Source organism: Rahnella sp. PD12R (genome assembly GCF_019200965.1).
Classification (GTDB): Bacteria; Pseudomonadota; Gammaproteobacteria; order Enterobacterales; family Enterobacteriaceae; genus Rahnella; species Rahnella laticis.
This window is the reverse complement of record NZ_JAHTMS010000015.1, coordinates 69,720-90,960: the sequence shown is the minus strand read 5'-3', so window position 1 is coordinate 90,960 and position 21,241 is coordinate 69,720. Positions and strand designations below refer to the sequence as shown.

At 55.5% G+C, this 21,241-nt stretch carries 22 protein-coding genes; 17 read left to right on the top strand and 5 right to left on the bottom strand.

All coding sequences use genetic code 11. From position 1 onward, the window contains the following. Positions 1 to 88 precede the first annotated feature (88 nt). The 9 genes from KWG64_RS22770 to uraH all read left to right on the top strand — a co-directional run bounded on the left by KWG64_RS22770 (position 89) and on the right by uraH (position 7,444). Entirely contained in the window at positions 89 to 928 is an 840-nt protein-coding gene (locus tag KWG64_RS22770) for a MurR/RpiR family transcriptional regulator (RefSeq protein WP_218523209.1), read from the top strand. Between the two features lie 257 nt (positions 929 to 1,185). Then, positions 1,186 to 1,977 carry a transporter substrate-binding domain-containing protein gene (locus KWG64_RS22765; protein WP_195824932.1) on the top strand — a complete coding sequence of 264 codons (792 nt, stop codon included), beginning with the start codon at positions 1,186 to 1,188 and terminating at the stop codon, positions 1,975 to 1,977. Positions 1,978 to 2,001: 24 nt separating this feature from the next. Then, positions 2,002 to 2,667 (top strand): amino acid ABC transporter permease, encoded by a 666-nt coding sequence (locus tag KWG64_RS22760; protein ID WP_195824931.1) that lies wholly within the window; start codon positions 2,002 to 2,004, stop codon positions 2,665 to 2,667. Positions 2,668 to 2,669: 2 nt separating this feature from the next. Then, a complete protein-coding gene (locus KWG64_RS22755) occupies positions 2,670 to 3,320 on the top strand; it encodes an amino acid ABC transporter permease (protein ID WP_218523238.1) in 651 nt (216 codons plus the stop codon). After that, positions 3,320 to 4,072 (top strand): amino acid ABC transporter ATP-binding protein, encoded by a 753-nt coding sequence (locus tag KWG64_RS22750; RefSeq protein ID WP_101079818.1) that lies wholly within the window; start codon positions 3,320 to 3,322, stop codon positions 4,070 to 4,072. Before KWG64_RS22755 ends, KWG64_RS22750 begins: the two co-directional genes overlap by 1 nt. An 18-nt stretch (positions 4,073 to 4,090) precedes the next feature. Next, positions 4,091 to 5,329, top strand: coding sequence for an alanine--glyoxylate aminotransferase family protein (locus KWG64_RS22745; RefSeq protein ID WP_195815402.1), 1,239 nt, complete (start codon positions 4,091 to 4,093; stop codon positions 5,327 to 5,329). Then, positions 5,329 to 6,603 carry an allantoate amidohydrolase gene (hpxK, locus tag KWG64_RS22740; RefSeq protein WP_218523208.1) on the top strand — a complete coding sequence of 425 codons (1,275 nt, stop codon included), beginning with the start codon at positions 5,329 to 5,331 and terminating at the stop codon, positions 6,601 to 6,603. The genes KWG64_RS22745 and hpxK overlap by 1 nt, the downstream gene beginning before the upstream one ends. After that, complete coding sequence (gene uraD / locus KWG64_RS22735) at positions 6,600 to 7,097, top strand: 2-oxo-4-hydroxy-4-carboxy-5-ureidoimidazoline decarboxylase (protein WP_218523207.1); 498 nt, start codon at positions 6,600 to 6,602, stop codon at positions 7,095 to 7,097. Before hpxK ends, uraD begins: the two co-directional genes overlap by 4 nt. After that, positions 7,094 to 7,444, top strand: a complete 351-nt coding sequence (gene uraH / locus KWG64_RS22730; protein WP_218523206.1) for a hydroxyisourate hydrolase — start codon at positions 7,094 to 7,096, stop codon at positions 7,442 to 7,444. The genes uraD and uraH overlap by 4 nt, the downstream gene beginning before the upstream one ends. A gap of 21 nt (positions 7,445 to 7,465) precedes the next feature. Here uraH and KWG64_RS22725 read toward each other — a convergent pair whose 3' ends face one another. Together KWG64_RS22725 and KWG64_RS22720 are read right to left on the bottom strand one after the other, a co-directional pair. Beyond that, positions 7,466 to 8,746 carry a ferric reductase-like transmembrane domain-containing protein gene (locus KWG64_RS22725; protein ID WP_218523205.1) on the bottom strand — a complete coding sequence of 427 codons (1,281 nt, stop codon included), beginning with the start codon at positions 8,744 to 8,746 and terminating at the stop codon, positions 7,466 to 7,468. Positions 8,747 to 8,854: 108 nt separating this feature from the next. Further along, positions 8,855 to 10,123, bottom strand: coding sequence for a glutamine amidotransferase (locus KWG64_RS22720; RefSeq protein ID WP_218523204.1), 1,269 nt, complete (start codon positions 10,121 to 10,123; stop codon positions 8,855 to 8,857). 212 nt (positions 10,124 to 10,335) lie between these two features. Here KWG64_RS22720 and KWG64_RS22715 point away from each other — a divergent pair, with 212 nt between their 5' ends. Continuing rightward, positions 10,336 to 10,842: a DUF1993 family protein gene (locus KWG64_RS22715; RefSeq protein ID WP_218523203.1), complete on the top strand. Its 507-nt coding sequence runs from the start codon at positions 10,336 to 10,338 to the stop codon at positions 10,840 to 10,842. A 297-nt stretch (positions 10,843 to 11,139) separates the two neighbouring features. Then, a complete protein-coding gene (locus KWG64_RS22710) occupies positions 11,140 to 12,414 on the top strand; it encodes a nucleoside deaminase (RefSeq protein ID WP_218523202.1) in 1,275 nt (424 codons plus the stop codon). A gap of 89 nt (positions 12,415 to 12,503) precedes the next feature. Here KWG64_RS22710 and KWG64_RS22705 read toward each other — a convergent pair whose 3' ends face one another. Together KWG64_RS22705 and KWG64_RS22700 are read right to left on the bottom strand one after the other, a co-directional pair. Further along, complete coding sequence (locus KWG64_RS22705; RefSeq protein ID WP_218523201.1) at positions 12,504 to 13,277, bottom strand: amidohydrolase; 774 nt, start codon at positions 13,275 to 13,277, stop codon at positions 12,504 to 12,506. Then, entirely contained in the window at positions 13,265 to 14,425 is a 1,161-nt protein-coding gene (locus tag KWG64_RS22700) for a pyridoxal phosphate-dependent aminotransferase (RefSeq protein ID WP_218523200.1), read from the bottom strand. Before KWG64_RS22700 ends, KWG64_RS22705 begins: the two co-directional genes overlap by 13 nt. Before the next feature lie 236 nt (positions 14,426 to 14,661). Between KWG64_RS22700 and KWG64_RS22695 the strand changes: the two genes are divergently transcribed. From KWG64_RS22695 to KWG64_RS22680, 4 genes are all read left to right on the top strand, one after another. Then, positions 14,662 to 15,291: a hypothetical protein gene (locus tag KWG64_RS22695; RefSeq protein ID WP_101079808.1), complete on the top strand. Its 630-nt coding sequence runs from the start codon at positions 14,662 to 14,664 to the stop codon at positions 15,289 to 15,291. A gap of 220 nt (positions 15,292 to 15,511) precedes the next feature. Beyond that, positions 15,512 to 16,126, top strand: a complete 615-nt coding sequence (locus KWG64_RS22690) for a methylthioribulose 1-phosphate dehydratase (protein WP_218523199.1) — start codon at positions 15,512 to 15,514, stop codon at positions 16,124 to 16,126. Next, complete coding sequence (mtnC, locus tag KWG64_RS22685; RefSeq protein ID WP_218523198.1) at positions 16,123 to 16,809, top strand: acireductone synthase; 687 nt, start codon at positions 16,123 to 16,125, stop codon at positions 16,807 to 16,809. Before KWG64_RS22690 ends, mtnC begins: the two co-directional genes overlap by 4 nt. A gap of 11 nt (positions 16,810 to 16,820) precedes the next feature. After that, positions 16,821 to 17,366 (top strand): acireductone dioxygenase, encoded by a 546-nt coding sequence (locus KWG64_RS22680; protein WP_195824918.1) that lies wholly within the window; start codon positions 16,821 to 16,823, stop codon positions 17,364 to 17,366. Positions 17,367 to 18,181: 815 nt separating this feature from the next. On the opposite strand, the gene mtnA is transcribed toward KWG64_RS22680, so the two are convergent. Then, on the bottom strand, positions 18,182 to 19,210 hold the full coding sequence (gene mtnA, locus KWG64_RS22675; RefSeq protein WP_218523197.1) for an S-methyl-5-thioribose-1-phosphate isomerase: 1,029 nt from the start codon (positions 19,208 to 19,210) through the stop codon (positions 18,182 to 18,184). 117 nt (positions 19,211 to 19,327) lie between these two features. On the opposite strand from mtnA, the gene mtnK reads away from it, so the two are divergent. Together mtnK and KWG64_RS22665 are read left to right on the top strand one after the other, a co-directional pair. Beyond that, positions 19,328 to 20,527, top strand: a complete 1,200-nt coding sequence (gene mtnK / locus KWG64_RS22670; RefSeq protein WP_218523196.1) for an S-methyl-5-thioribose kinase — start codon at positions 19,328 to 19,330, stop codon at positions 20,525 to 20,527. A gap of 95 nt (positions 20,528 to 20,622) precedes the next feature. Then, positions 20,623 to 21,093, top strand: a complete 471-nt coding sequence (locus KWG64_RS22665; protein ID WP_152324652.1) for a DUF1456 family protein — start codon at positions 20,623 to 20,625, stop codon at positions 21,091 to 21,093. Positions 21,094 to 21,241 lie beyond the last annotated feature (148 nt).

Below are 21,241 nucleotides of genomic sequence, written 5' to 3'. Positions count from 1 at the left end.
CCCGAATCACTTACTTCAGTAAGCTCATCGGGACTCTTTCGTTTGCCGCCTTCCTGCAATTCGAACTATTTAGGACATGAGGATAAACATGAAACAGATTGATGAGCGTCTGCGTGATCATTACGCCGGACTGACGCCGCAGGAGCAGCGGGTGGCGGATTTTATTTTCGCCAGCATCGATGACCTGATGAGTTACAACAGCGCCGAGCTGGCGCGGCTTAGCGGCGTGTCGAAAGCCACGGTGAGCCGCCTGTTTAAGCGCCTGGGTTATCCGAGTTACCGCGATATGCGCGATGAAATGCGTACGCTGCGCCAGAGCGGGATGCCGCTGACCGACAGCCGCGATGCGGTGCAAGGTAACACCTTGTTATCACGGCACTATAAGCAGGAAATGGCGAATCTGACGCAGTGGATTAACCAGATTGACGGCGCAGCGTTTGGTGAGCTGATTGCCGCACTCAGTCAGGCGCGGCAGGTGCGTTTGCTGGGCTTTCGCAACAGTTATCCGGTCGCGCTGCACCTGCGTCAGCAGCTGATCCAGGTGCGTTCGGGCGTGTTGATGATGCCGCAACCGGGGCAGACGCTGGCGGAAGAGCTGGTGGATCTGACCGCGCACGATGTGGTGATTTTTGTGGCGTTTCGCCGCAGGCCGCGAATGGCAAAGGCGATTCTCACACAATTACAGACACTTGGCGTACCGGTGCTGCTGATTTGCGAACCCCAGGCGCAAGCGCTGATCCCGCTGGCGGCGTGGCATCTGGCGGCACCGCTCGACAGCGTGTCGGCATTCGACAGCTATTCTTCCGCGATGAGTCTGGCGAATTTACTCAGCAATGCGCTGCTGCACGAAATACTGGCGTCGGGCCGTCAGAGAATTCATCAAATCAGCGATCTGTACAACGAACTCGACGAACTGGAACAGCGCTGATTCCCGTTTTACGAACAAAGCAGGCGCTTTTTTGGTGCCTGCGCACAATCAGGGTGCAAAGCATTTTCCTTCGTTTCGTTATTTTGCCTTCCTTTAGGGCAAAGAATTCCTCTCGCTTTCTCTGTCCGTTACCTTAATTCCTTGTCATACCGTGACTTTGTGCACAATTTCTCCGGACAATCGCTTTTGGCACATTCGTTGCAAAGTTCACTTTATAAGAATCTATCGTTCCAAAAACCTTTCACCGGAGATAATCTATGAACATGAACAAACGGCTGTTGGCGTGGGCAGGTGCTGCAATGCTGGTGCTTCAGGCATCCGGCGCAATGGCCGATCAGTTGCAGGATATTCAGAAACGCGGCGTGCTGCGCGTGGCGGTTCCGCAGGATTTCCCGCCATTTGGTTCGGTGAGCAAAGATTTGCAGCCGGAAGGTTATGACATCGATATGGCGCATTATCTGGCCGATAAGATGAAACTTAAGTTGCAACTGGTGCCGGTGACCAGCGCCAACCGCGTGCCTTACCTGCAAACGGACAAAGTGGATCTGGTGATTTCCAGCCTCGGTAAAAACGCTGAGCGTGAAAAGGTGATTGATTTCAGTAACGCCTACGCGCCGTTCTTCCTTGGCGTATTTGGCGCGAAGGGCGACAAACTGGCGGATCTGAAAGAACTGTCTGGCAAAACTATTGGTGTGACCCGTGGTGCGGTGGAAGATCTGGCGCTGACAGACGTGGCGCCAAAAGACGCCAAAATTCAGCGTTATGAAGACAACAACACCACGCTGTCGGCGTACCTGTCCGGCCAGGTGGAATACATCGCAACCGGGAACCTGGTGGTCGCTGCGATTGCCCGGATGAACCCGGAAAAAGCGCCGGTTTCCAAAGTGATGCTGAAAGATTCGCCGTGCTACGTCGGCCTGCGCAAGGACGAACCGGCGCTGAAAGATAAAGTGAATGAACTGATTGCTGAAGGTATCAAAGATAAGACGCTGAATTCGTTGTCTGAAAAATGGATGAAGGCGCCGCTGCCTGCATCTGTTGGCGCGTAATCAGCTGACTGACGGAGAACTTTCATGACCTATCAGCTTAACTTTAGCGCGCTGTGGCCTTATATGCCGGAACTGCTGGCCGGTTTATGGACCACCATTGAGCTGACGGTGATGGCAACGATTGGCGGCGTCGCGATCGGCATTTGCGGTGCGGCCATTCGCTGCGGCAATCACAAAACCTTGCGGACGGTCTGGGGCGTATATGTCGAAGCCATCCGCAATACGCCGTTTGTCGTGCAGCTGTTTTTCATCGTGTTTGGCCTGCCGGCCATCGGCCTGAAAATGACTGCCGGAGAAGCCGCGCTGCTGGCGATGCTGATTAACCTCGGCGCGTACAGCACCGAAATTATCCGCGCGGGCATTCAGGTGACGCCGAAAGGCCAGTGGGAAGCGGGGCGCGTGCTGGGGCTGAGCCGTAGCCAGACGTTTTTACGCATTGTCCTGCCGCCGTCGCTGAAACGCATTTATCCGTCGCTGGTCAGCCAGTGCATTATCGTGATGCTCGGGTCTTCCGTGGTCTCGCAGGTGTCCTATGAAGAACTGACGTTTGCGGCGAACCTGATTCAGTCACGCACGTTCCTCAGTTTTGAAGTGTATCTGGTTACCACGTTGTTCTATTTGTTGCTGTCAGTCGCGATGCGTCAGTTATTGCTGCTGGCCGGACGCCGCTTCTTTGGGAGTGCAAACTGATGATGACGTTCACCGACTGGGACATAGTGCGCAACCTGCTGCTGGCGGCGCGCTGGACGTTACTGCTTTCGCTGACGGCGTTTATCGGCGGTACGCTGGTGACGCTGCCGTTGTTACTCATGCGTCTGACCAAACGTCGCTGGCCGACGCGCTTTGTGCGCCTGTATTCAGAATTATTCCAGGGCACGCCGCTGCTGATGCAGCTGTTCCTGGCGTTCTTCGGCCTCGGCCTGTTTGGCATTAACGTCAGCCCGTGGACCGCGGCGGCGCTGGCGCTGACGCTCTACACCAGCGCGTATCTGGTGGATATCTGGAGCGGAAGCATCGCGGCGCTGCCAAAAGGTCAGTGGGAAGCTTCGCGCTGCCTCGGCCTGAATTTCGGCCAGACGTTGTGGCGCGTGGTCACCCCGCAGGCGTTGCGGATTGCGATTGCGCCGACCGTAGGCTTTTCCGTCCAGGTGGTTAAAGGCACGGCGCTGGCGTCCATTATTGGTTTTGTCGAACTGACCAAAGCCGGAACGATGCTCAACAACGTGACGTATGAGCCGTTCAAAGTGTTCGGATTAGTGGCGCTGGGCTACTTCCTGATGTGCTATCCGCTGTCGCGTTACAGCCAGCATTTAGAAAAATCACTGCGTGGAGAGAAACAGTAATGCCACTTATCACCATCAATCAGGTTCAGAAATTTTACGGCCAGAACCACGTGCTGAAAGGCGTGGATCTGGACATCGACAGCGGCGAAGTGATCTCTATCATTGGCCGCAGCGGTTCCGGCAAAAGTACGCTTTTGCGCTGCATGAACGGGCTGGAAGGCTATCAGGAAGGCAGCATCAAACTTGGCGGCATGACCATTACCGACCGCGATTCTCAGGCGCGCGATATCAGCCGCTCGGTGGGCATGGTGTTCCAGAGTTTCAATCTTTTCCCGCACATGACCGCGCTGGAAAACGTCATGTTAGCGCCGCGCCGCGTGCTGAAAAAATCCGCGGCGGAATGCCGTGAACTGGCCGCGCAGATGCTGGCGAAAGTCGGGCTGGCGGATCGCATGGATTATTACCCTTCGAACCTTTCCGGCGGCCAGCAGCAACGCGTGGCGATTGCCCGTGCGCTGGCGATGAACCCGAAAGTGTTGCTGTGCGATGAAATCACTTCCGCGCTGGATCCTGAGCTGGTGGGTGAAGTCCTCAAAGTGCTGGAGCAACTGGCGAAAGAGGGCATGACGCTGGTACTGGTGACGCACGAAATGAATTTTGCCCGTGAAGTGGGCGACCGCGTGGTGTTTATGCATCAGGGCACCGTGTGGGAACAGGGCGAAAGCCGCGCGCTGTTTGCCAATCCGCAAACGCCGGAGCTAAAACAATTTATCGCATCCGTTCGTGGCTTAAACGAAGCCACCGCAAGTTAACATTTTAAAGGATTAACTATGTCAGGCATCCAAACACTCGGACAAATCAACCCACCAACCCGTCTGCTGATGGGGCCGGGGCCAATCAACGCCGATCCGCGCGTGCTGCGGGCGATGGCGAGCCAGCTGGTCGGGCAATATGACCCGGTAATGACCGGCTACATGAACGAAGTGATGGCGCTGTACCGCGCGCTGTACAAAACCGAAAATCAGTGGACGTTTCTGATCGACGGCACCTCGCGCGCCGGTATCGAAGCCGTGCTGCTTTCCGGCATCCGCCCGGGCGATAAAGTGCTGGTGCCGGTGTTTGGGCGTTTCGGGCATCTGCTGTGTGAAATCGCCCGCCGTTGTCGTGCTGAAGTGCATACGATTGAAGCGCCGTGGGGCGAAGTGTTTGATCCGCAACAAATCGAAGACGCCATTAAATCGGTGAAACCGCGCTGGCTGCTGACCGTGCAGGGCGATACGTCCACCACCATGTTGCAGCCGCTGGCGCAACTGGGCGAAATCTGCCGCCGTCACGGCGTGCTGTTTTATTCCGATGCGACGGCGTCGTTTGGCGGTAACGCGCTGGAAACGGATGCCTGGGGTTTAGACGCGGTTTCTGCCGGTTTGCAGAAATGCCTCGGTGGCCCGTCCGGCAGTTCGCCGGTCACCATCAGCCCGCGCTTTGAAGAACAAATCCGCCGCCGTAAATGTGTCGAAGAAGGGATCCGCACCGCCGATCACGCCGACGGCGACGAAGAGATGATCTACTCCAACTATTTCGATCTGGGCATGATCATGGATTACTGGGGTCCGGAACGTCTGAATCACCACACCGAAGCGACCAGCATGCTGTTTGCCGCCCGCGAGTGCGCGCGCATCATTCTGGAAGAAGGGCTGGATAACGGCATCGCCCGCCACGAACTGCACGGCGGCGCGCTGCTGGCGGGGATTCAGGGAATGGGGCTGGAAGTCTTCGGCGACCTGAATCACCGCATGAATAACGTGCTTGGCGTAGTGATCCCGCAGGGCATTCACGGCGAGCAGGTGCGTCAGATGATGCTCAATGATTTCAGCATCGAAATCGGCACCTCGTTTGGTCCGCTGGCCGGGAAAATCTGGCGCATCGGCACCATGGGTTATAACGCGCGTAAAGACTGCGTATTGCAGACGCTGGTGGCGCTGGAAGCGGTGCTGAACCGTCTGGGCTTTGCCTCGAAATACGGCGCGGGCGCGCAGGCCGCCTGGGATCATTACGCAGGAGGTCAGTAATGGCAGAAGCCCTTACGCTGGCCGCGGTTTCCCACAGTGCTGCACGCGCAGCCGGGCGGGTGATGGCGCGCTGCGATACGCTGGCCGCCATCAGCGAAACGCCGGGACAGCTGACCCGCGTGTATCTTTCCGCTGAACATTTACAGGCTAACCGTCAGGTCGGTGAATGGATGGCGGAAGCCGGAATGCGCGTCTGGCAGGACAGCGTTGGTAATATTTGCGGGCGCTACGAAGGGCAGGATCCTTCCGCGCCTGCGCTGCTGCTTGGTTCGCACCTCGACAGCGTGCGCAATGCGGGGCGCTACGATGGCCCGCTGGGCGTGCTGACGGCGCTCGAAGTCGTTTCGTATCTGCATCAGAACGGGATCCGCCTGCCGATGGCTGTGGAAATTGTCGGGTTCTGCGATGAGGAAGGCACACGTTTTGGCATCACCTTACTGGGCAGCCGTGGCCTGACCGGTACCTGGCCTGCTGACTGGCTGGAGCGTCAGGACGCGCAGGGAATTACTGTCGCGCAGGCGATGGAAAATGTCGGGCTCAGCCCGCTGGCGATCGGCGCATCACAACGTGCGGCCGGCGATTTTTGCGCGTATCTGGAATTGCATATCGAGCAGGGGCCGTGTCTGCAAACGGCCAATGTTCCGCTCGGCGTGGTCACCGCGATTAACGGCGCACGCCGCCTGAACTGCGAATTTACCGGTCATGCCGGTCATGCAGGAACCGTTCCGATGGGGCAACGTCAGGACGCCCTGACCGCCGCCGCTGAATGGACGCTGGCGATTGAAACGCTGACAACCACTGCCGGACGCAATCTGGTGGCCACCGTCGGCACGCTGGAATGTCTGCCGGGCGCGGTGAATGTCATTCCGGGGCAGGTAAAACTGTCCCTCGACGTGCGCGGGCCGCGCGATGACGATTTAGGCGCGCTGCTGAAAGTCCTGCTGGCGCAAGGCCATGAGATCGCCGCCCGTCGCGGCCTGACGTTCACTGCCGAACAGTTTTACGGCATCAGCGCGACAGAGTGCGATGAAAGTTTGCAGCACCGCCTGAGCCAGAGCGTTTTGCATTTACAGGGGCAGGCGATGTCGCTGCCAAGCGGTGCCGGGCACGACGCGATTGCGATGGCCGAATGCTGGCCGGTCGGCATGCTGTTTGTGCGCTGCAAAGACGGCATCAGCCATCATCCTGATGAATCTGTTACCACCGGCGATGTGGCGTATGCGGTGCAGGCGTATATCAATACGGTGCTGAGTTTCGACGGAGGCCATCTGTGACGCCTGAGGAATTTAATGCGCTGTCTGAATTCGAAGCCGTCGCGCTGCTCCGCCCGCTGGTGAATATTCCCGGCTGGGCGAAACAGGTCAGCGACGGACGCCCGTATTCATCGGTGGAACAGGCGCTGCAAAGCGCGGAAGCCGCCTGCGAAAGCTGGCAACCCGACGACATCACCCGGGCGTTGTCCGCGCATCCGCGTATCGGCGAGCGGGCGAACGGCAGCGGTAAAGAAGCCCAGCTTTCCCGTAGCGAGCAGGCGACGCTGAATATCAGCCAGCAGGCTATTATTGATGCGCTGCATGACGGCAATCAGCGTTACGAACAGCGTTTCGGGCGGGTTTTTCTGATCCGTGCCAAAGGCCGCAGTTCAGAGGAAATCCTCGAAAACCTGCAACGGCGCTTGCAGAATTCACCGGAAGCCGAATATCAGGAAACCGCGCAGCAGCTGAAAGAAATCACACTGTTGCGCTTTAAGGAGAGTTTGCAATCATGACGTCTGTTTCTAAAACGAAAGTCACCACGCATATTCTTGATACGTCGCTCGGTAAGCCCGCGGCTGACGTGCGCGTCTGGCTGGAAAAACTCGACGGGCACAAAATTACGCTCATCGCCGAAACCCAAACCGACGCCGATGGCCGCGCCGCAAAACTCACACCGGAGCCGGTGCCCTCCGGCCATTACCGGCTTTGTGCCGACATCGGCGCCTATTTTGCCGCCACAAACCGCGAAACCCTGTATCACTCGGCGATTATCGACGTGGTGATTTCCGGCGAGCAGGATCACTATCATCTGCCTTTGTTAATCAGCCCCTATTCGTATTCGACGTACAGAGGCAGTTAACGGACTGCCGGCATTAACGCTCTAGCGAAAAGTAAAGTGTTCGCTATGGAACTGCCCTGACGGCATGCGCAGGGCGGTGAGCTGCTGATTCAGCGAGCGGGCAAAACCCTGCGGACCGCAAAAATAGACCTCCGTGTCGGGAATGCTATGGCGTCCGCCAATTTCTTTCCCATCAAGGATTTCACCGTTTTCGCTGTATAACACGCGCAAAGTAATATCCTTCCGTCCGTCAGTTAATTTCACCAGCCGGGCCAGAAACGGCGCTGATGCAGGGCCGGGCACGCAGTAATACAGCGTCACATTTTTACTGAGTTCAGTTCCCGTGCGCACCAGTTCATCCAGCCAGGCAATAAACGGCGTGATACCGATCCCGGCACCGATCCACACCTGGCTTTCCCGCTGGCTGTAACTGAATGCGCCATAAGGGCCTTCGATCGTCACTGGCAAACCTTTTTTCAGCCATTGCGGCAGCGTGCGGGTGTAATCCCCCAGTGCCTTGATGGCCAGCTCAATCCGGCAATCGCCGTCGTAACTCACGACCGTAAAGGGATGCGCGCCTTCGTCCTTGCTGAAATTGATATAAACAAATTGCCCCGGCTTGTACGCAAAAGGCTGCGTGAGATGAACGCTGAAAATAACCAGATCGGCGGTTCGCTGGCTGATTTCACCGAGAGTGGCGGTCAGCTGGCGCGACTGGCCGATTCGTCCGGTCAGCGAAATAACGGCGGCATAACAACCCGCCGCGCAGCATAGCAGGGCGCTGACCATGAAAATCATGCCCGGCTGTGTATGCGTCAAAAGGCCGACAACATGCAGCGATGCCATGATAAATACGACGCCCATGAATTTATGGGAGAGTCTGAATTTGGTGTAGGTGAAACGCTGGATCAGGCTGATGGCGATGAGCGCGACCATCAGATACAGCGACCATTCGCCGAGTTGCTCAAAGCGGTTTTTCCAGGTGACAGGTTCACCGGCCGTGTGCTGCGGTCCGCTGAGATAACCCCGTTCCACCAGCCATTTTCCACCCTGTGAAAAGAGCCAGTGCAGGAAGATAAAGACGCCGGAGGCGATGCCAAACCGTTTGTGGTGGCGGTACATTTTGTCCAGTCCGCGCAGATGCTTTTCAAGCCAGTGCGGGCGCAGAGACATGATCATCGTGACCGTCATCAGGCCAAAACCCACGATGCCCGTGTAATTAATCAGCTGATCGCGCCAGTAGGCAACGCTTTGTTCTACGTGAGAAAACAGCAGCCAGTCGAGAAACCAGACCGTACTTAAAAAGAATACTGAAATAGCCATAATGCCCTCCGTTGCGTGAGGGCATACTATAATCGTTGTCAAAATTCGGAAAAATCTCTGTTTTTGTGACGCATCGTTGCAGTGTTGCAACGATGGTTTGACTCAAATTTACCCCATCGATAAATGCGGGTGGCGCAGCCGTACGCTTTTGGTCAGCGCAGAATGGCTGATGTCGTGATCGCGGTTGCTCTGGCGGACTTGTTGCAGAAAGGCCATCAGCAGTGGATTGGGGCGTTCGCGGCGCGACATCAGCTCCGGCTGCCCCTGCACGCCCATGAAGAACGGGTGATTATTCAGCTCAATGGCCTGCGCCTGTTCCCCGCTTTCGTCCGTGCCTGAAGTTTTCAGCCCGGCACTTTCCAGCTCTGCCAGCAGATGCGGATTGAGACAACGACGCTGGTTATAACGCAGCGTAAATTCCTCGCCCATCCTGTTCGCCAGCAACGTGCCACTGCGGCTCAGCACCCTATGGTTGCCCAGACGTTGTTGCTGATGGCGGCTGAGTGGCAAACTGGTTTGCAGGCTGTTGAGGCTCGATGGCCCGTGCATCACCACGCGCTCCTGGCCGAGAACGCGCTGCCCGAACGCCGTCACCATCTGGTGCATACCCTGATTAATCCCCAGCAGCGGCGTCTGGTTTTCCAGCGCCCAGACTGCGCTTGCCAGCTGACTGACCGGATGATCGCCGGATGTCAGCGTGGTGCCCGGCAAAATAATGCCGTCAACGTCATACAGCGTGGAATCGAGCTGACTGCCGAGCAACGAAGGCGTCACCCAGACGACGTCAATGTTCATTGCCAGTGCATCGGCGGCATCTCCCAGTGCAGCGAGCATCGCCGGATAGCTGTCGCGCTGCTCACAAAAATCGCCGACCATCGCCACGCGCAGGGTCTTTCCGGCGCGCATGACCGGCTGTGAAACTGAGCCGAGCGCCCAGCGGCCAAACGCATCGCGTCCCCAGCCGTTGCTGCGAATTTTGCCGGATCCGCAGTCTTCAAGTTGAAATTTATCCTGATTGCGGACCACGCTTAATGACTCCACGCCGATACCGTGTCCGGCGATTCTGGCGGCCAGCGCAGGGGATAACGGCTCGCGCAGCGGCACCACGATATCTTCTTTAAGTGCCCGATAAATCAGTGATTCCAGACCGGATTCCTCACCCGCACCGCGCCCGGTCAGGCGCTCCAGCCAGACCAGTCCGCTGGTCAGCGTATGGCCCTGCGCCGTGACGTGCTGGCGCGCATTCGGATAATGTTTTGCATCATGACTGACGGGAAAGTGACACAGCGGCAAAGCGCGTAATTCAGCAAGTATCGCTGCCATCGCGCCGTACAACGCAGGTTCGGGCGTGGAGTGTGCAATAAAGGTGATGGTCATCAGGAGTCCTCTGTCAGATGTTTTTGCGGGGGTATTGAATGCAAGAAGCGATCCACCCCGAACGGCGTTTACATGCTTTGACAAAAAGGGCGCGGTAAGTCGCAAATGCGAATTTTAGCCGCCGCGGACTACTACAAAACGTCACGCTGTTTAGACCATAACGCGCTAATGTATCGCCGGTTGTTCTAACCCCCATTCATTAAGGAAGCATCATGTCAGCATCTCTGTATGGCAGCACGGCGGCACAGTTTGTACGTGGTTTAAAGAATCTTTCGGCGTTGCTGGAAAAAGGCGCTGCGTGGGCGCAGGAAAACGGAAAATCGGAAGAAGAAGTGCTGAATACCCGTCTGGCGGCGGACATGTATCCGCTGGCGCGTCAGGTGCAAATCACCAGCGATATGTCGAAAGGCGCAATCGCCCGTCTGGCCGGTGTCCCGGCGCCCGCAATGGACGATACTGAAACCACGTTCGCCCAATTGCAGGAGCGTATCGCGAAAACCCTGCGCTTTATCGAAAGCGTAAAACCGGAACAGCTGGAAGGCGACGAAACGCGCGCCATCGTGGTAAAAGGCAAAAACCATGAACTGACCTTTACCGCACACAGCTACGTCACCACATTTGCGGTACCGAACTTCTACTTCCACGTCACCACCGCGTACAATATTTTGCGCCATCTGGGCGTGAATATCGGCAAGTTCGATTTTATCGGGCAGGTTTAAGTCCGGTTTTATTTAATTACCTGAATCGCTAATTAAATACCCGCCCTGAAATATATAATTCAGGGCGGTATTGTGAAGTATATATTCACCAGAATTATAACAAAATGAATTCCTCTCTAAATAACTTCAGGTTTATAAAATAAACCCGGTGCCATCGCTGGCACAACACCTTCCGTTTTTTTAATTCAGGTTATTTTGTCACGATACAGTCTATTTAATTCCGGCGTGTTTATAAAATCACGCTCCGCGAATTACTGAATCTTAATCAATACACTTAATCTAACGGAAGGAATTAATATGTGTAATTGCAACTGTAATTCATTAAAAGCCACGGCAGTTAAAGCGGGTGAAACGTATGTGACCGTCGAGGCGGCGGCCACAGCCGCGGCAGAACAGGCGCTGGTGGCCTATTGTCAGAATACGTTCAGCGTCGGCGGCGTTATGCTCGATGCCAGCGGTAATGTGCTGAATGCGATTAATAATAATGTGGTTAAAAATAATATGACCAGTGACCCGACGGCTCACGGTGAACGTCAGTTAATTGACTGGTATTACGCGCAAATTGAAGCGGGTATCGATATGCCACCACCGTCTGATATTACCATTGTGACGTCGCTGGATCCGTGCTGCATGTGTACCGGTTCGATTATTACCGGCGGATTTAAAGTTATTTCTGCCGCTTTCGATACGTATTCAGGTATTAACTGGGATACACAGGCGGATTTCCCGACGCTTTCACCTGAACTGGCGCAGGTGGCAAAAAATACGTTCAGCTATCCGGCAGTTAACGGGAATAACTGTTTTAGCCGCGGTGCCAGTTCAGCGCCGGTGCCGACTTTCTTCACCGACGCCGTTATGGATGTTCAGACGGTGGCGCTGTGCGAAACGGCTTTCGATGCCACGCTGACGCAGGTTAAAGCCAGCATCAACACGGATTTAACGCCGGATCACTTCAGAAATATTAAAGATTTACCGTCTGATAGCCGGATCGTGACGGCGTTAAAAGCCATTTATCCGGACGCGCTGAGCTATACCGCGCCATCCCGCGGGCAGCCGGATGAAGGGCTGGCGCCGTATCTGATCGCGGCGGCAAATCAGGATATTGCGCAGGGCGGCACAGGGAATGCCGTGGCGTTTCTCGATTATTACGGCAACCTGCTGATGTGTTTGCCGGGTAACGAAAAAGCCTCGCTGATTCAGACGGCGTTTTTGCTGGTAACACGTAATTATGCGCAGCTGCGTTATAACCTGCGAAGCAACCTGAGTGACGATGAAGTGCTGCCTTATCTCGGCCATCCTAAATACGGCACGTTTGTGTTTGCGCATGGCCCGGATGAGTCATCACACAGCCTGATTGAACTCGGTGCCTACGGTTCCACGATGGAAGGGGCATTGCCACCGGAAAATCCGAACTCATTCCAGTATGGCGTGCCGACGATTGCACAGGCCGATCTGGATGCCTATTGCCAGACCCTGCCACCGTTATACAGTCAGGAGATCCAGGTTCATCCGCGGCAGGTGACGAACTCTGATCTGATCAACGCGCTGATTGCCGGTTTGCCGAAACCGTAATTTCCTCTTAATAATCATCAATAAATAAAAGCCCACCCGCTGCACATACAGCGGGTGGGCTTTCTGATATTTATGCGTTGCCGCTTTCTTTAATCGTGCAGGAGGAACGTATCGGCATCGCGCCACGCCGGGAACGCTTCGCGGTAATCCTGTAACGCTTCCAGAGACAGTTCGGCGTCGATAATCATTGCCGAACCCGGCTCGGCGCGCGCCAGTTCTTCGCCCAGCGGATTAATGATCAGGCTGTCGCCGCTGTAGTGGTGGCCGTTATCGTCATCCCCGACGCGGTTGCACCCGGCGACGTAGGCCTGATTTTCGATTGCACGCGCCGTCAGCAATGTTTGCCAGTGATGGCTGCGGCGGGCAGGCCAGTTGGCGACGTAGAGTGCCAGATCGTAATCCTGATTATTGCGCGAATAGACCGGGAAACGCAGGTCGTAACAGACTTGCGGCAGAATCCGCCAGCCGCGCCATTCGACGATTTCACGGCGTTTGCCCGGCACGTAATAATTGTGTTCGCCCGCCATGCGGAACAGATGGCGTTTATCGTAGGAATGCACTTTGCCCTGCGGTTCGACCAGCAGGAAACGGTTTACCGCGCCTTCCGTCGTGCTCAGCGCCACGCTGCCGCCAATCATTGCACCGAGTTTTTTCGCCCACTGATGCAGCCATTCCACCACGCGTGACTGTGGCAGCGCGCTGCCCGGAGCCTGCATGGCGAAACCGGTGGTGAACATTTCCGGCAAAATAATCAGGTCGCGGCCGGTCAGTGAACCCAGCAGACCGTCGAAATGCGCGAGATTGGCCTCGCCGTCCAGCCACACCAGCGGCTGTTGCAATACGGACAGTTTTAAAGTTGACACAGGCGCTCCGCAGCAGCGTCCAGCGTGGCTTCCTGTTTGGCAAAGCACAGCCGGATCAGTTTATGTGGGAAGGGCGCGGCGCAAAATACCGACATCGGAATGGCCGCAACGCCCACATGTTCAGTCAGCCAGTGGCAGAATGCAACATCGTCCAGATCCGAGACTTCGCTGTAATCCACCAGCAGGAAATACGTGCCCTGGCTCGGCAATACTTTCAGACGGCTGTTCGCCAGCCCTTGCGCCAGACGGTCACGCTTGGCCTGATAAAACGCCGGTAATTCCTGCCAGTGCTCCGGCGCTTCCCGCAGCATATCCGCCAGCGCCAGCTGAACCGGCGTGGTGATCGAAAACGTCAGATACTGGTGAACTTTGCGCAGTTCGGCGCTGATAATCGCCGGAGCGATGCAATAACCCACGCGCCAGCCGGTCATGTGATAGGTCTTGCCGAAAGAAGACACCGCGATGGCGCGCTGACGCAGTTGCGGGTGGCGCAGCACGCTGGCGTGGCCTTCCGGCGCAAAGCAGATGTGTTCGTAGACTTCATCGCTGAGCACAAAAATGTGTTTATCAGCAATGGTTTGCCAGAGCTGCTCAACGTCGCTGTGGCTCCAGACCGTGGCCGACGGATTGTGCGGCGTGTTGATGATGACCAGCTTTGTCCGGTCCGTAATCTGGTCGGCAAATTCCGCCCAGTTCACTTTGAACTCCGGCGGCTGCAGCTGAATGCGTTTCATCACGCCGCCCGCCAGTTCCACCGCAGGCGCGTAGCAGTCGTAGCTCGGGTCAAACGCAATCACTTCGTCGCCTTTTGACACCAGCGCGGTGATGGCGATGTACAAAGATTCGGTGGCGCCGGCGGTGATCGTGATGTCGGAATTGGCGTCCGGTGCGTAGCCGTAAATCTGTTCGGTTTTTGCGGCAATCGCTTCACGCAATGGCGCAGTGCCGGTCATCGGCGCGTACTGGTTCGCGCCCTGACTGACGTGATACGCCAGACGGTTGCGCAGATACTCGGGGCCATCGAAATCAGGGAAACCCTGAGACAGGTTAATGGCGTTGTGCTTCTGCGCCAGGGCACTCATTTGAGTAAAAATGGTGGTGCCGAGGGAAGGAAGCTTACTTTCGGGGATCAGTGCGGCTGTGCTCATGGCGGGTCAATACTCCTGGACCGGTGCAGATAGCGATGTTGCTCACAATATAACACGATGTTAAAGCCGGGTTTAAATCAATGAAGAATAAGGATATGACCGGAATGACGGTGCGGAACGGCGCGCGCAGAGCGGGTTGCGGGAATTCTGCGAACGCTATCCGTTGCCTGAAAACTGGTTAAGATATAAACTAAACGCCTTACAACTGAGGTTGTTCAACGCTTACAGAGGGTCATATGCCGGTTAAATTGGTAAATGCGGTGAAAGTTAACGAAGTCTTCGCTCATCTTAGCGACGGCATAGATAACAGCACCCTCTATTCCGAGCTGGCACGCGGGCAGGAGCTTGATGTTGTTGGTCTGACGCTATCTCCCGGTTACCGGATTGTGCGCGTTGATAATCGCCTTTCTGAAAAAATTACTCAGCGCCATTTCGAACTGGCGTTAATCAATGATGTTTCTGAGGACGTGGCTTACTACAACCGCGTTGTGATTCAGTCCGATCATTTCCTCAATTGCCGCCCGGTGACGCAGGTGTTGGTATGGCGCACTCAGAAACCTAAGCACAGAAAAGAATTGCACGAGCTTGCAGGGCTAATTTTCCTGAATTATCTGCTCGAAAAATACGATGTGATCGTGTCTGACATGAACCAGACTCACGATGGCATGTCGTTCTGGCAGGCCAGAATGTATGACGCCTTGATTTACGGGCTTAAAGTTTATGCTTACGACATGATCAGTTGCGAATTACATAACATTGCATCAGAAGATGATGTGGGGCGTTACGAGCAGTGGCTTTGGGGAGACCCTGAGCATTACCAGCAAAGGCTGGCCATCATTTCTAAATTTGAACTCCCTGCAAAATAACCTGCTTCGGCAGGTTTTTTTATGCCAGAAGTGAGCGCCATAAGAAGACAGAGCGTTCTGCTATTTGCCCTTTCATTTTCCCGATACACGATGTTAATATTTGGCAATCGAGACGCTTAGATGGCTAAATGCTAATTCAATCTAGGCCATATCAATTATTTATATATCGCGGTTTTCACTCCGAACTCAGGCCCTCAACGCACGATTTTTCAGGATTACGATGACAGAGAATTTGCAACTGGGCGCGCTGCTGGCGGCCTGTCACTGGATTGGTCAGAAGGGCTGGAGCCCGGCGACAGGCGGGAATATGTCGGTCCGCGAGGGCGACAAACATTGCCTGATCACCGAATCGGGGAAGGATAAAGGCTCGCTGACCACAGATGATTTTCTGCTAGTTGAGCTGGAAAGCGGCCTCGCGCCGAGCGGACGCCGCCCGTCGGCGGAAACCGGTCTGCACACGATGCTCTATTCCCGCTATCCTGAAACAGGTGCGGTGCTGCATACACATTCGGTGAATTCGACCGTTTTGTCCCGCGTGGAACGCAGCGGTGCACTGGTGCTGGAAGGCTACGAAATGCAGAAATCGCTGAGCGGCCAGACGACGCACCTTGATCAGGTGGTGATCCCGATTTTCGACAACAGCCAGGACATCTCAGCTCTGGTGCAGAAGATTATTGCCAGCACGGAACACGCGCCGTTGCAGTATGGTTTTTTGCTGCGCGGCCACGGTCTGACCTGCTGGGGACGGGATGTGGCGGAAGCACGCCGCCATCTGGAAGGGCTGGAATTTCTGTTCCAGTGTGAACTGCAACGCCGCCTGCTGGAGGCCAAATGATCCGCGCCATCGTCACTGATATTGAAGGCACCACCACGGATATCCGTTTTGTGCATCAGGTGTTATTCCCGTATGCCCGTCAGCGGCTCGCTGAATTTCTGCGTCATCAGCACGAAGAGCCGGAAGTGGCGGCTGCGCTGAACGCATTGCGGGCCGAAATCGACCGCCCGCAGGCCAGCGTCGAGGCCCTGATTGAGCAACTTTTTACCTACATGGACAACGACGTCAAATCGACGCCGCTCAAAGTGTTGCAGGGCATTATCTGGCGCACCGGGTATGAGAACGGTGATTTCCGCGGGCATTTGTACGCGGATGTCGCGCCGCAGTTGGAAGCCTGGAAAGCCGACGGTTTGCAGCTTTGCGTGTATTCTTCCGGTTCCGTTGACGCGCAAAAACTGCTGTTTGGTTACAGCGATGCGGGCGACCTCACGCCGCTGTTCAGCGGGTATTTCGACACCCGCGTTGGCGCCAAGCGTGAAACAGAATCCTATCAGAACATCGCCGAACAGCTGATTTTACCGCCCGCTGATTTACTGTTTTTATCGGACATCCGTCAGGAACTGGACGCCGCACGCTTAGCGGGCTGGCACACCTGTCAGCTGATCCGTGATGACGCTGACGAACTCAGCGATCACCTGCAAGTTAACCGTTTTGATCAGATAGCCTTAGAAACATTCTTATAAGAGGGTTGACCATGAGTGCATTGACGATTTTTAGTGACCAGGATCCTTCCGCGCCAGTTTGGGAAAGCCGTGACGGCGAGGCCATCGCTGCCGAACTGAACAAGATTGACGTGCGTTTCGAGCGCTGGCAGGCCGACCGTGATTTAGGCGAAAACCCGCAGCCGCAGGACGTGATCGCCGCGTATCAGCATGAAATCGACAAGCTGGTGGAAGAGAAGGGCTATCAGAGCTGGGATGTAATCAGCATGCGTCCGGACAACGAACAGCGTGAAGTGCTGCGCACCAAATTCCTCTCCGAGCATACCCACGGCGAAGACGAAGTACGTTTCTTCGTGGAAGGCGCCGGGCTGTTCTGCCTGCATCTGAACGGTAAGATTTTCCAGATCCTGTGTGAGAAAAACGATCTGATTTCCGTCCCCGCGAATACCCGCCACTGGTTTGACATGGGCGGCTCACCGTCGTTTACGGCGATTCGCGTGTTTGATAATCCGGAAGGGTGGGTGGCGCATTTTACAGGCGATGGTATCGCGGATAAGTACCCGAGGATGGGGGAATAAGCTTTTTAGAAAAGCTTTAAAATTTCTTTTTAAGGTCAAAACCTTGGGTTGCCGGTCAAACTGGCCCAAAGGGACAGCTTAGCGTAAATTTCGGTTTTTCATGTGCGGTGATCGCTTAGCTCAGGTCAAAACCTTGGGTTGCCACCCAAACTGGCCTAAAGAGGCGCCTATCGCCGCGCCTCTTTAGAATCTCCGGCTCTTTAACTGCGCGCTGCCGCTGGGACGATGGACATGTTCTGGAACATCGGCGTGTGGCGCGAAATCTTGCCGCTACGCGGTGCCTTCCTCGAGGGCTTCGAGCCTTGCGGTCTCGAACCCTCGGTCAGCAAAATTTCTGAGTGCGCCAGATTGCCTTTGTAAAAGATTAAAACCAGCTAGATTTTGAATTTAGAAAAGCCTCTGGCCGCTTTCAAAAAGCATGCTGAATTACATAGCCAGTGGCCGCTTTCAGAAAGCTTGCCGAGCGAAGCGTTTCGAGACCAATGGCTCGAAACCGAGTAAGGGAACCGCGCAGCGGCAAGTTTTCGCGGCAATAGCTGTGGTACCTGAAACATAGCCAGCGAGCGGTAGCGCGCAGTAAGAAAGACGCGGAGATTCCAAAGAGGCCCCGTCCTGGGCCTCTTTGGTCGGTTTCGGCGCGAGCCGCTGAGCGATCACTGCACATGAAAAACCGAAATTTCCGCAATACCGCCTTTAGCGCTACATGCTGTACATGAAAAACCGAAACTTCCGCAATACCGCCTTTAGCGCTACATGCTGCACATGAAAAACCGAAATTATCGCAATACCGCCTGCGGTGCGGCAACCGCCAACCGCTACTTCAAGGAAGCCGCGAAGACCCCTTCGCGCACCTGCGCAGGCGTCATCACCCCCACATCCAGTACCCATCCGCTGATGAGATCCGCCGGTGTCACATCAAACGCCGGGTTATAAACTTTTGCATCCTCCGGAGCCCACTGTACGGAACCAAAACTGCCGGAAACGCCGGTGACTTCGCGGGCATCGCGTTGTTCGATAGGGATGGCTGCGCCGTTCGGGCAATGCGGATCGTGCGTGGTGTGCGGCGCGGCGACGTAAAACGGGATGCCGTGGTATTTCGCCAGAACCGCCAGGCTGTAAGTGCCGATCTTGTTGGCGACGTCGCCGTTGGCGGCGATGCGGTCAGCGCCGACCCAGATGGCGTCAACGCGTTTTTGTGCCATCAGGCTGGCAGCCATCGAGTCGCAAATCAGCTGATACGGAATGCCCAGTTCGCCCAGTTCCCACGCGGTGAGACGGCCACCCTGCAATAACGGGCGCGTTTCATCGACCCAAACCTGCTCGACATTTCCCTGCTCATGCGCACGGCGGATCACGCCAATGGCCGTGCCGACGCCTGCTGTCGCCAGCCCGCCGGTGTTGCAGTGGGTCAGCAAACGGCTGCCCGGCGTCACCAGCGTTGCGCCGTGCGTTGCAATGCTTTCGCACAGCGCGCGGTCTTCATCCACCAGACGCAGCGCTTCAGCCGTCAGCGCGGTGACGAAATCGGGCTGCTGTAACGCGGTTTTCATGCGGTCGAGATTGTTCATCAGGTTCACCGCCGTCGGGCGCGAGGCGCGAAGGACGTCCAGCGAATGCGCCAGTTCATCCTGCTTCATGCCCTGTTCAGCCAGCAACGCCAGTAGCAGGCTGGCGGATAAACCAATCAGCGGCGCACCGCGCACGCGCAGGGTACGGATGTGATCCACCAGATCGCTGACATCGCGACATTCGCGCCAGTCGGAACGTTGTGGCAGGGCCTGCTGATCGAGGATCCACAGTTGGTTTTCGCGGATACGTAAACTGGTGGTTGTGAGGCTTTGCATTGTTGGTTAAATCCTTGTTGCCCGGTTGCATCTGTTCACTTATTCTGCCAACATGTTTTATGGATGTATAGACGTCTAAACACTTTTAAGGCTAAAAGAAAATTTCGAGAGGTCAGGATGTCGCGCTACTACACATTTACCGCCGAAGATGCTGTTGAATATGCCCGTAAATACGGTGGCGTAGCAGATCCGCAATCTCTGGTAACCGCCGATGAAATCGGTGACGGAAACCTGAATCTGGTGTTTAAAATCCGCGATACCACGGGCAATAGCCGCGTGATCGTGAAACAGGCTTTGCCGTACGTGCGCTGCGTCGGGGAATCCTGGCCGCTGACGCTCGACCGCGCGCGCATCGAAGCGGAAACACTGATTATTCACGGTCAGTATTGCCCGCAGCATACGGTGAAAGTGTTGCATCATGACGCCGAACTGGCGGTGATGGTGCAGGAAGATTTGTCGGATCATCAGATCTGGCGCAGTGAGCTGGTGCAGGGGAAATACTTCCCGCAGGCCGCCAGCCAGCTGGGTGAATACCTGGCGCAGACGCTTTTCCATACGTCCGATTTCTATCAGAACGCGCAGACCAAGAAAGCCGAAGTTTCACGCTTTACCAACCCGGAACTTTGCCAGATCACCGAAGATCTGTTCTTCACCGATCCTTATGTCGATCACGAACGGAATAATTTTGACCCGGTTTTGCAGCCGGAAGTCGATGCGCTGCGTGCCGATAAACCGCTGCGTCTGGCGGTGGCGGCGCTCAAGCACCGTTTCCTGAGCAAGGCCGAAGCGTTGCTGCACGGCGATATCCACAGCGGTTCGATTTTTGTGGCCGAAGGCAAGCTGAAAGCCATTGATGCCGAGTTCGGTTATTACGGCCCTGTCGGTTTTGATCCGGGCTCGGCTATCGGTAATTTGTTGCTGAACTATTGCGGTTTGCCGGGGCTGGTGGGCGTGCGTGAAGCCGCTGACGGTCGCGAGCAGCGCCTGAAAGATGTGCGCGAACTGTGGCTGAGCTTCTCAGAACGTTTCCTGCAACTGGCACGTGAAGAATCACAGGATCCGACGCTGGCCGAGCCGGGCTACGCCGACGTTTTCTTGCAGGACGTCTGGCACGACGCGGTCGGATATTGCGGCGCGGAATTAATCCGTCGCACCATCGGGCTGGCGCACGTGGCCGATCTTGATTCCATCAAAGACGCCGCAATGCGTGCTGACTGCCAGCGCCACGCGCTGAGTCTCGGAAAATGGCTGATCCTGACGGCGCCGCAAATCAGTGATGTGGAATCCTTTATCGCGCGTATCCGCCAGTTCAGCTAATTCTGTCGGTTTCTTGTATAATGCCCGCCTTCGAGGTGCGTAGGGGTAAACCCGGTGGCATTTCCTCGGTTTACTTTTAACAGGAATACAGAATTATGATGCATAACCATGTCTTGCGCAGCGTGCGCTACATGCTGGATTTGAGCGAAGGTCAGTTGATTGAAATCCTCAAAACCACCGGCACGCCGGTCAGCCCTGAAGTGATGTCCCGTTATCTGAAAAAAGAAGACGAAGAAGGGTATATGGAAGTGCCGGACGAAGTCATGGCAAACTTCCTGAACGGGCTGATTGTGTTCAAACGCGGTAAAGACGATCGTTTCCCGGCACCGGAAGTGGAAAAACGTCTGACCAACAACATCATGCTGAAAAAGCTGCGTGTGGCGTTTGAGCTGAAAACTGAAGACATGATTGCCGTGCTGACGGCCGCAGATTTCAAAGTCTCCGAAGGCGAACTGAGCGCATTCTTCCGTAAGGAAGGGCACAAAAACTATCGTCCGTGCGGCGATCAGGTTTTGCGGTATTTCCTGAAAGGGCTGACCGCGAAGATTCGTCCTAAGAAAAGCTAAGCTGTAAACATTCGACTGATAAATATATTGGGCGCAATGTATTTGAAATGAATAATAAGCGGGGTGCTGTGAATAACAGTACCCCGTTTTTTATGTTTATTGGTTTTGTAAGGATGAAATTTCGTTATTACAGTTTTACTTCACGTTT

Coding starts and splice junctions, on each gene's coding strand:
- uraH (WP_218523206.1), top strand. CDS start 7,094: ATGACGTCTGTTTCTAAAACGAAAGTCACCACGCATATTCTTGATACG.
- KWG64_RS22715 (WP_218523203.1), top strand. CDS start 10,336: ATGTCAGCATCTCTGTATGGCAGCACGGCGGCACAGTTTGTACGTGGT.
- mtnK (WP_218523196.1), top strand. CDS start 19,328: ATGTCGCGCTACTACACATTTACCGCCGAAGATGCTGTTGAATATGCC.
- KWG64_RS22755 (WP_218523238.1), top strand. CDS start 2,670: ATGACGTTCACCGACTGGGACATAGTGCGCAACCTGCTGCTGGCGGCG.
- mtnA (WP_218523197.1), bottom strand. CDS start 19,210: ATGCAAAGCCTCACAACCACCAGTTTACGTATCCGCGAAAACCAACTG.
- KWG64_RS22765 (WP_195824932.1), top strand. CDS start 1,186: ATGAACATGAACAAACGGCTGTTGGCGTGGGCAGGTGCTGCAATGCTG.
- KWG64_RS22770 (WP_218523209.1), top strand. CDS start 89: ATGAAACAGATTGATGAGCGTCTGCGTGATCATTACGCCGGACTGACG.
- hpxK (WP_218523208.1), top strand. CDS start 5,329: ATGGCAGAAGCCCTTACGCTGGCCGCGGTTTCCCACAGTGCTGCACGC.
- KWG64_RS22760 (WP_195824931.1), top strand. CDS start 2,002: ATGACCTATCAGCTTAACTTTAGCGCGCTGTGGCCTTATATGCCGGAA.
- KWG64_RS22665 (WP_152324652.1), top strand. CDS start 20,623: ATGATGCATAACCATGTCTTGCGCAGCGTGCGCTACATGCTGGATTTG.
- KWG64_RS22720 (WP_218523204.1), bottom strand. CDS start 10,123: ATGACCATCACCTTTATTGCACACTCCACGCCCGAACCTGCGTTGTAC.
- KWG64_RS22710 (WP_218523202.1), top strand. CDS start 11,140: ATGTGTAATTGCAACTGTAATTCATTAAAAGCCACGGCAGTTAAAGCG.
- KWG64_RS22745 (WP_195815402.1), top strand. CDS start 4,091: ATGTCAGGCATCCAAACACTCGGACAAATCAACCCACCAACCCGTCTG.
- KWG64_RS22680 (WP_195824918.1), top strand. CDS start 16,821: ATGAGTGCATTGACGATTTTTAGTGACCAGGATCCTTCCGCGCCAGTT.
- KWG64_RS22750 (WP_101079818.1), top strand. CDS start 3,320: ATGCCACTTATCACCATCAATCAGGTTCAGAAATTTTACGGCCAGAAC.
- KWG64_RS22700 (WP_218523200.1), bottom strand. CDS start 14,425: ATGAGCACAGCCGCACTGATCCCCGAAAGTAAGCTTCCTTCCCTCGGC.
- KWG64_RS22690 (WP_218523199.1), top strand. CDS start 15,512: ATGACAGAGAATTTGCAACTGGGCGCGCTGCTGGCGGCCTGTCACTGG.
- KWG64_RS22725 (WP_218523205.1), bottom strand. CDS start 8,746: ATGGCTATTTCAGTATTCTTTTTAAGTACGGTCTGGTTTCTCGACTGG.
- mtnC (WP_218523198.1), top strand. CDS start 16,123: ATGATCCGCGCCATCGTCACTGATATTGAAGGCACCACCACGGATATC.
- KWG64_RS22695 (WP_101079808.1), top strand. CDS start 14,662: ATGCCGGTTAAATTGGTAAATGCGGTGAAAGTTAACGAAGTCTTCGCT.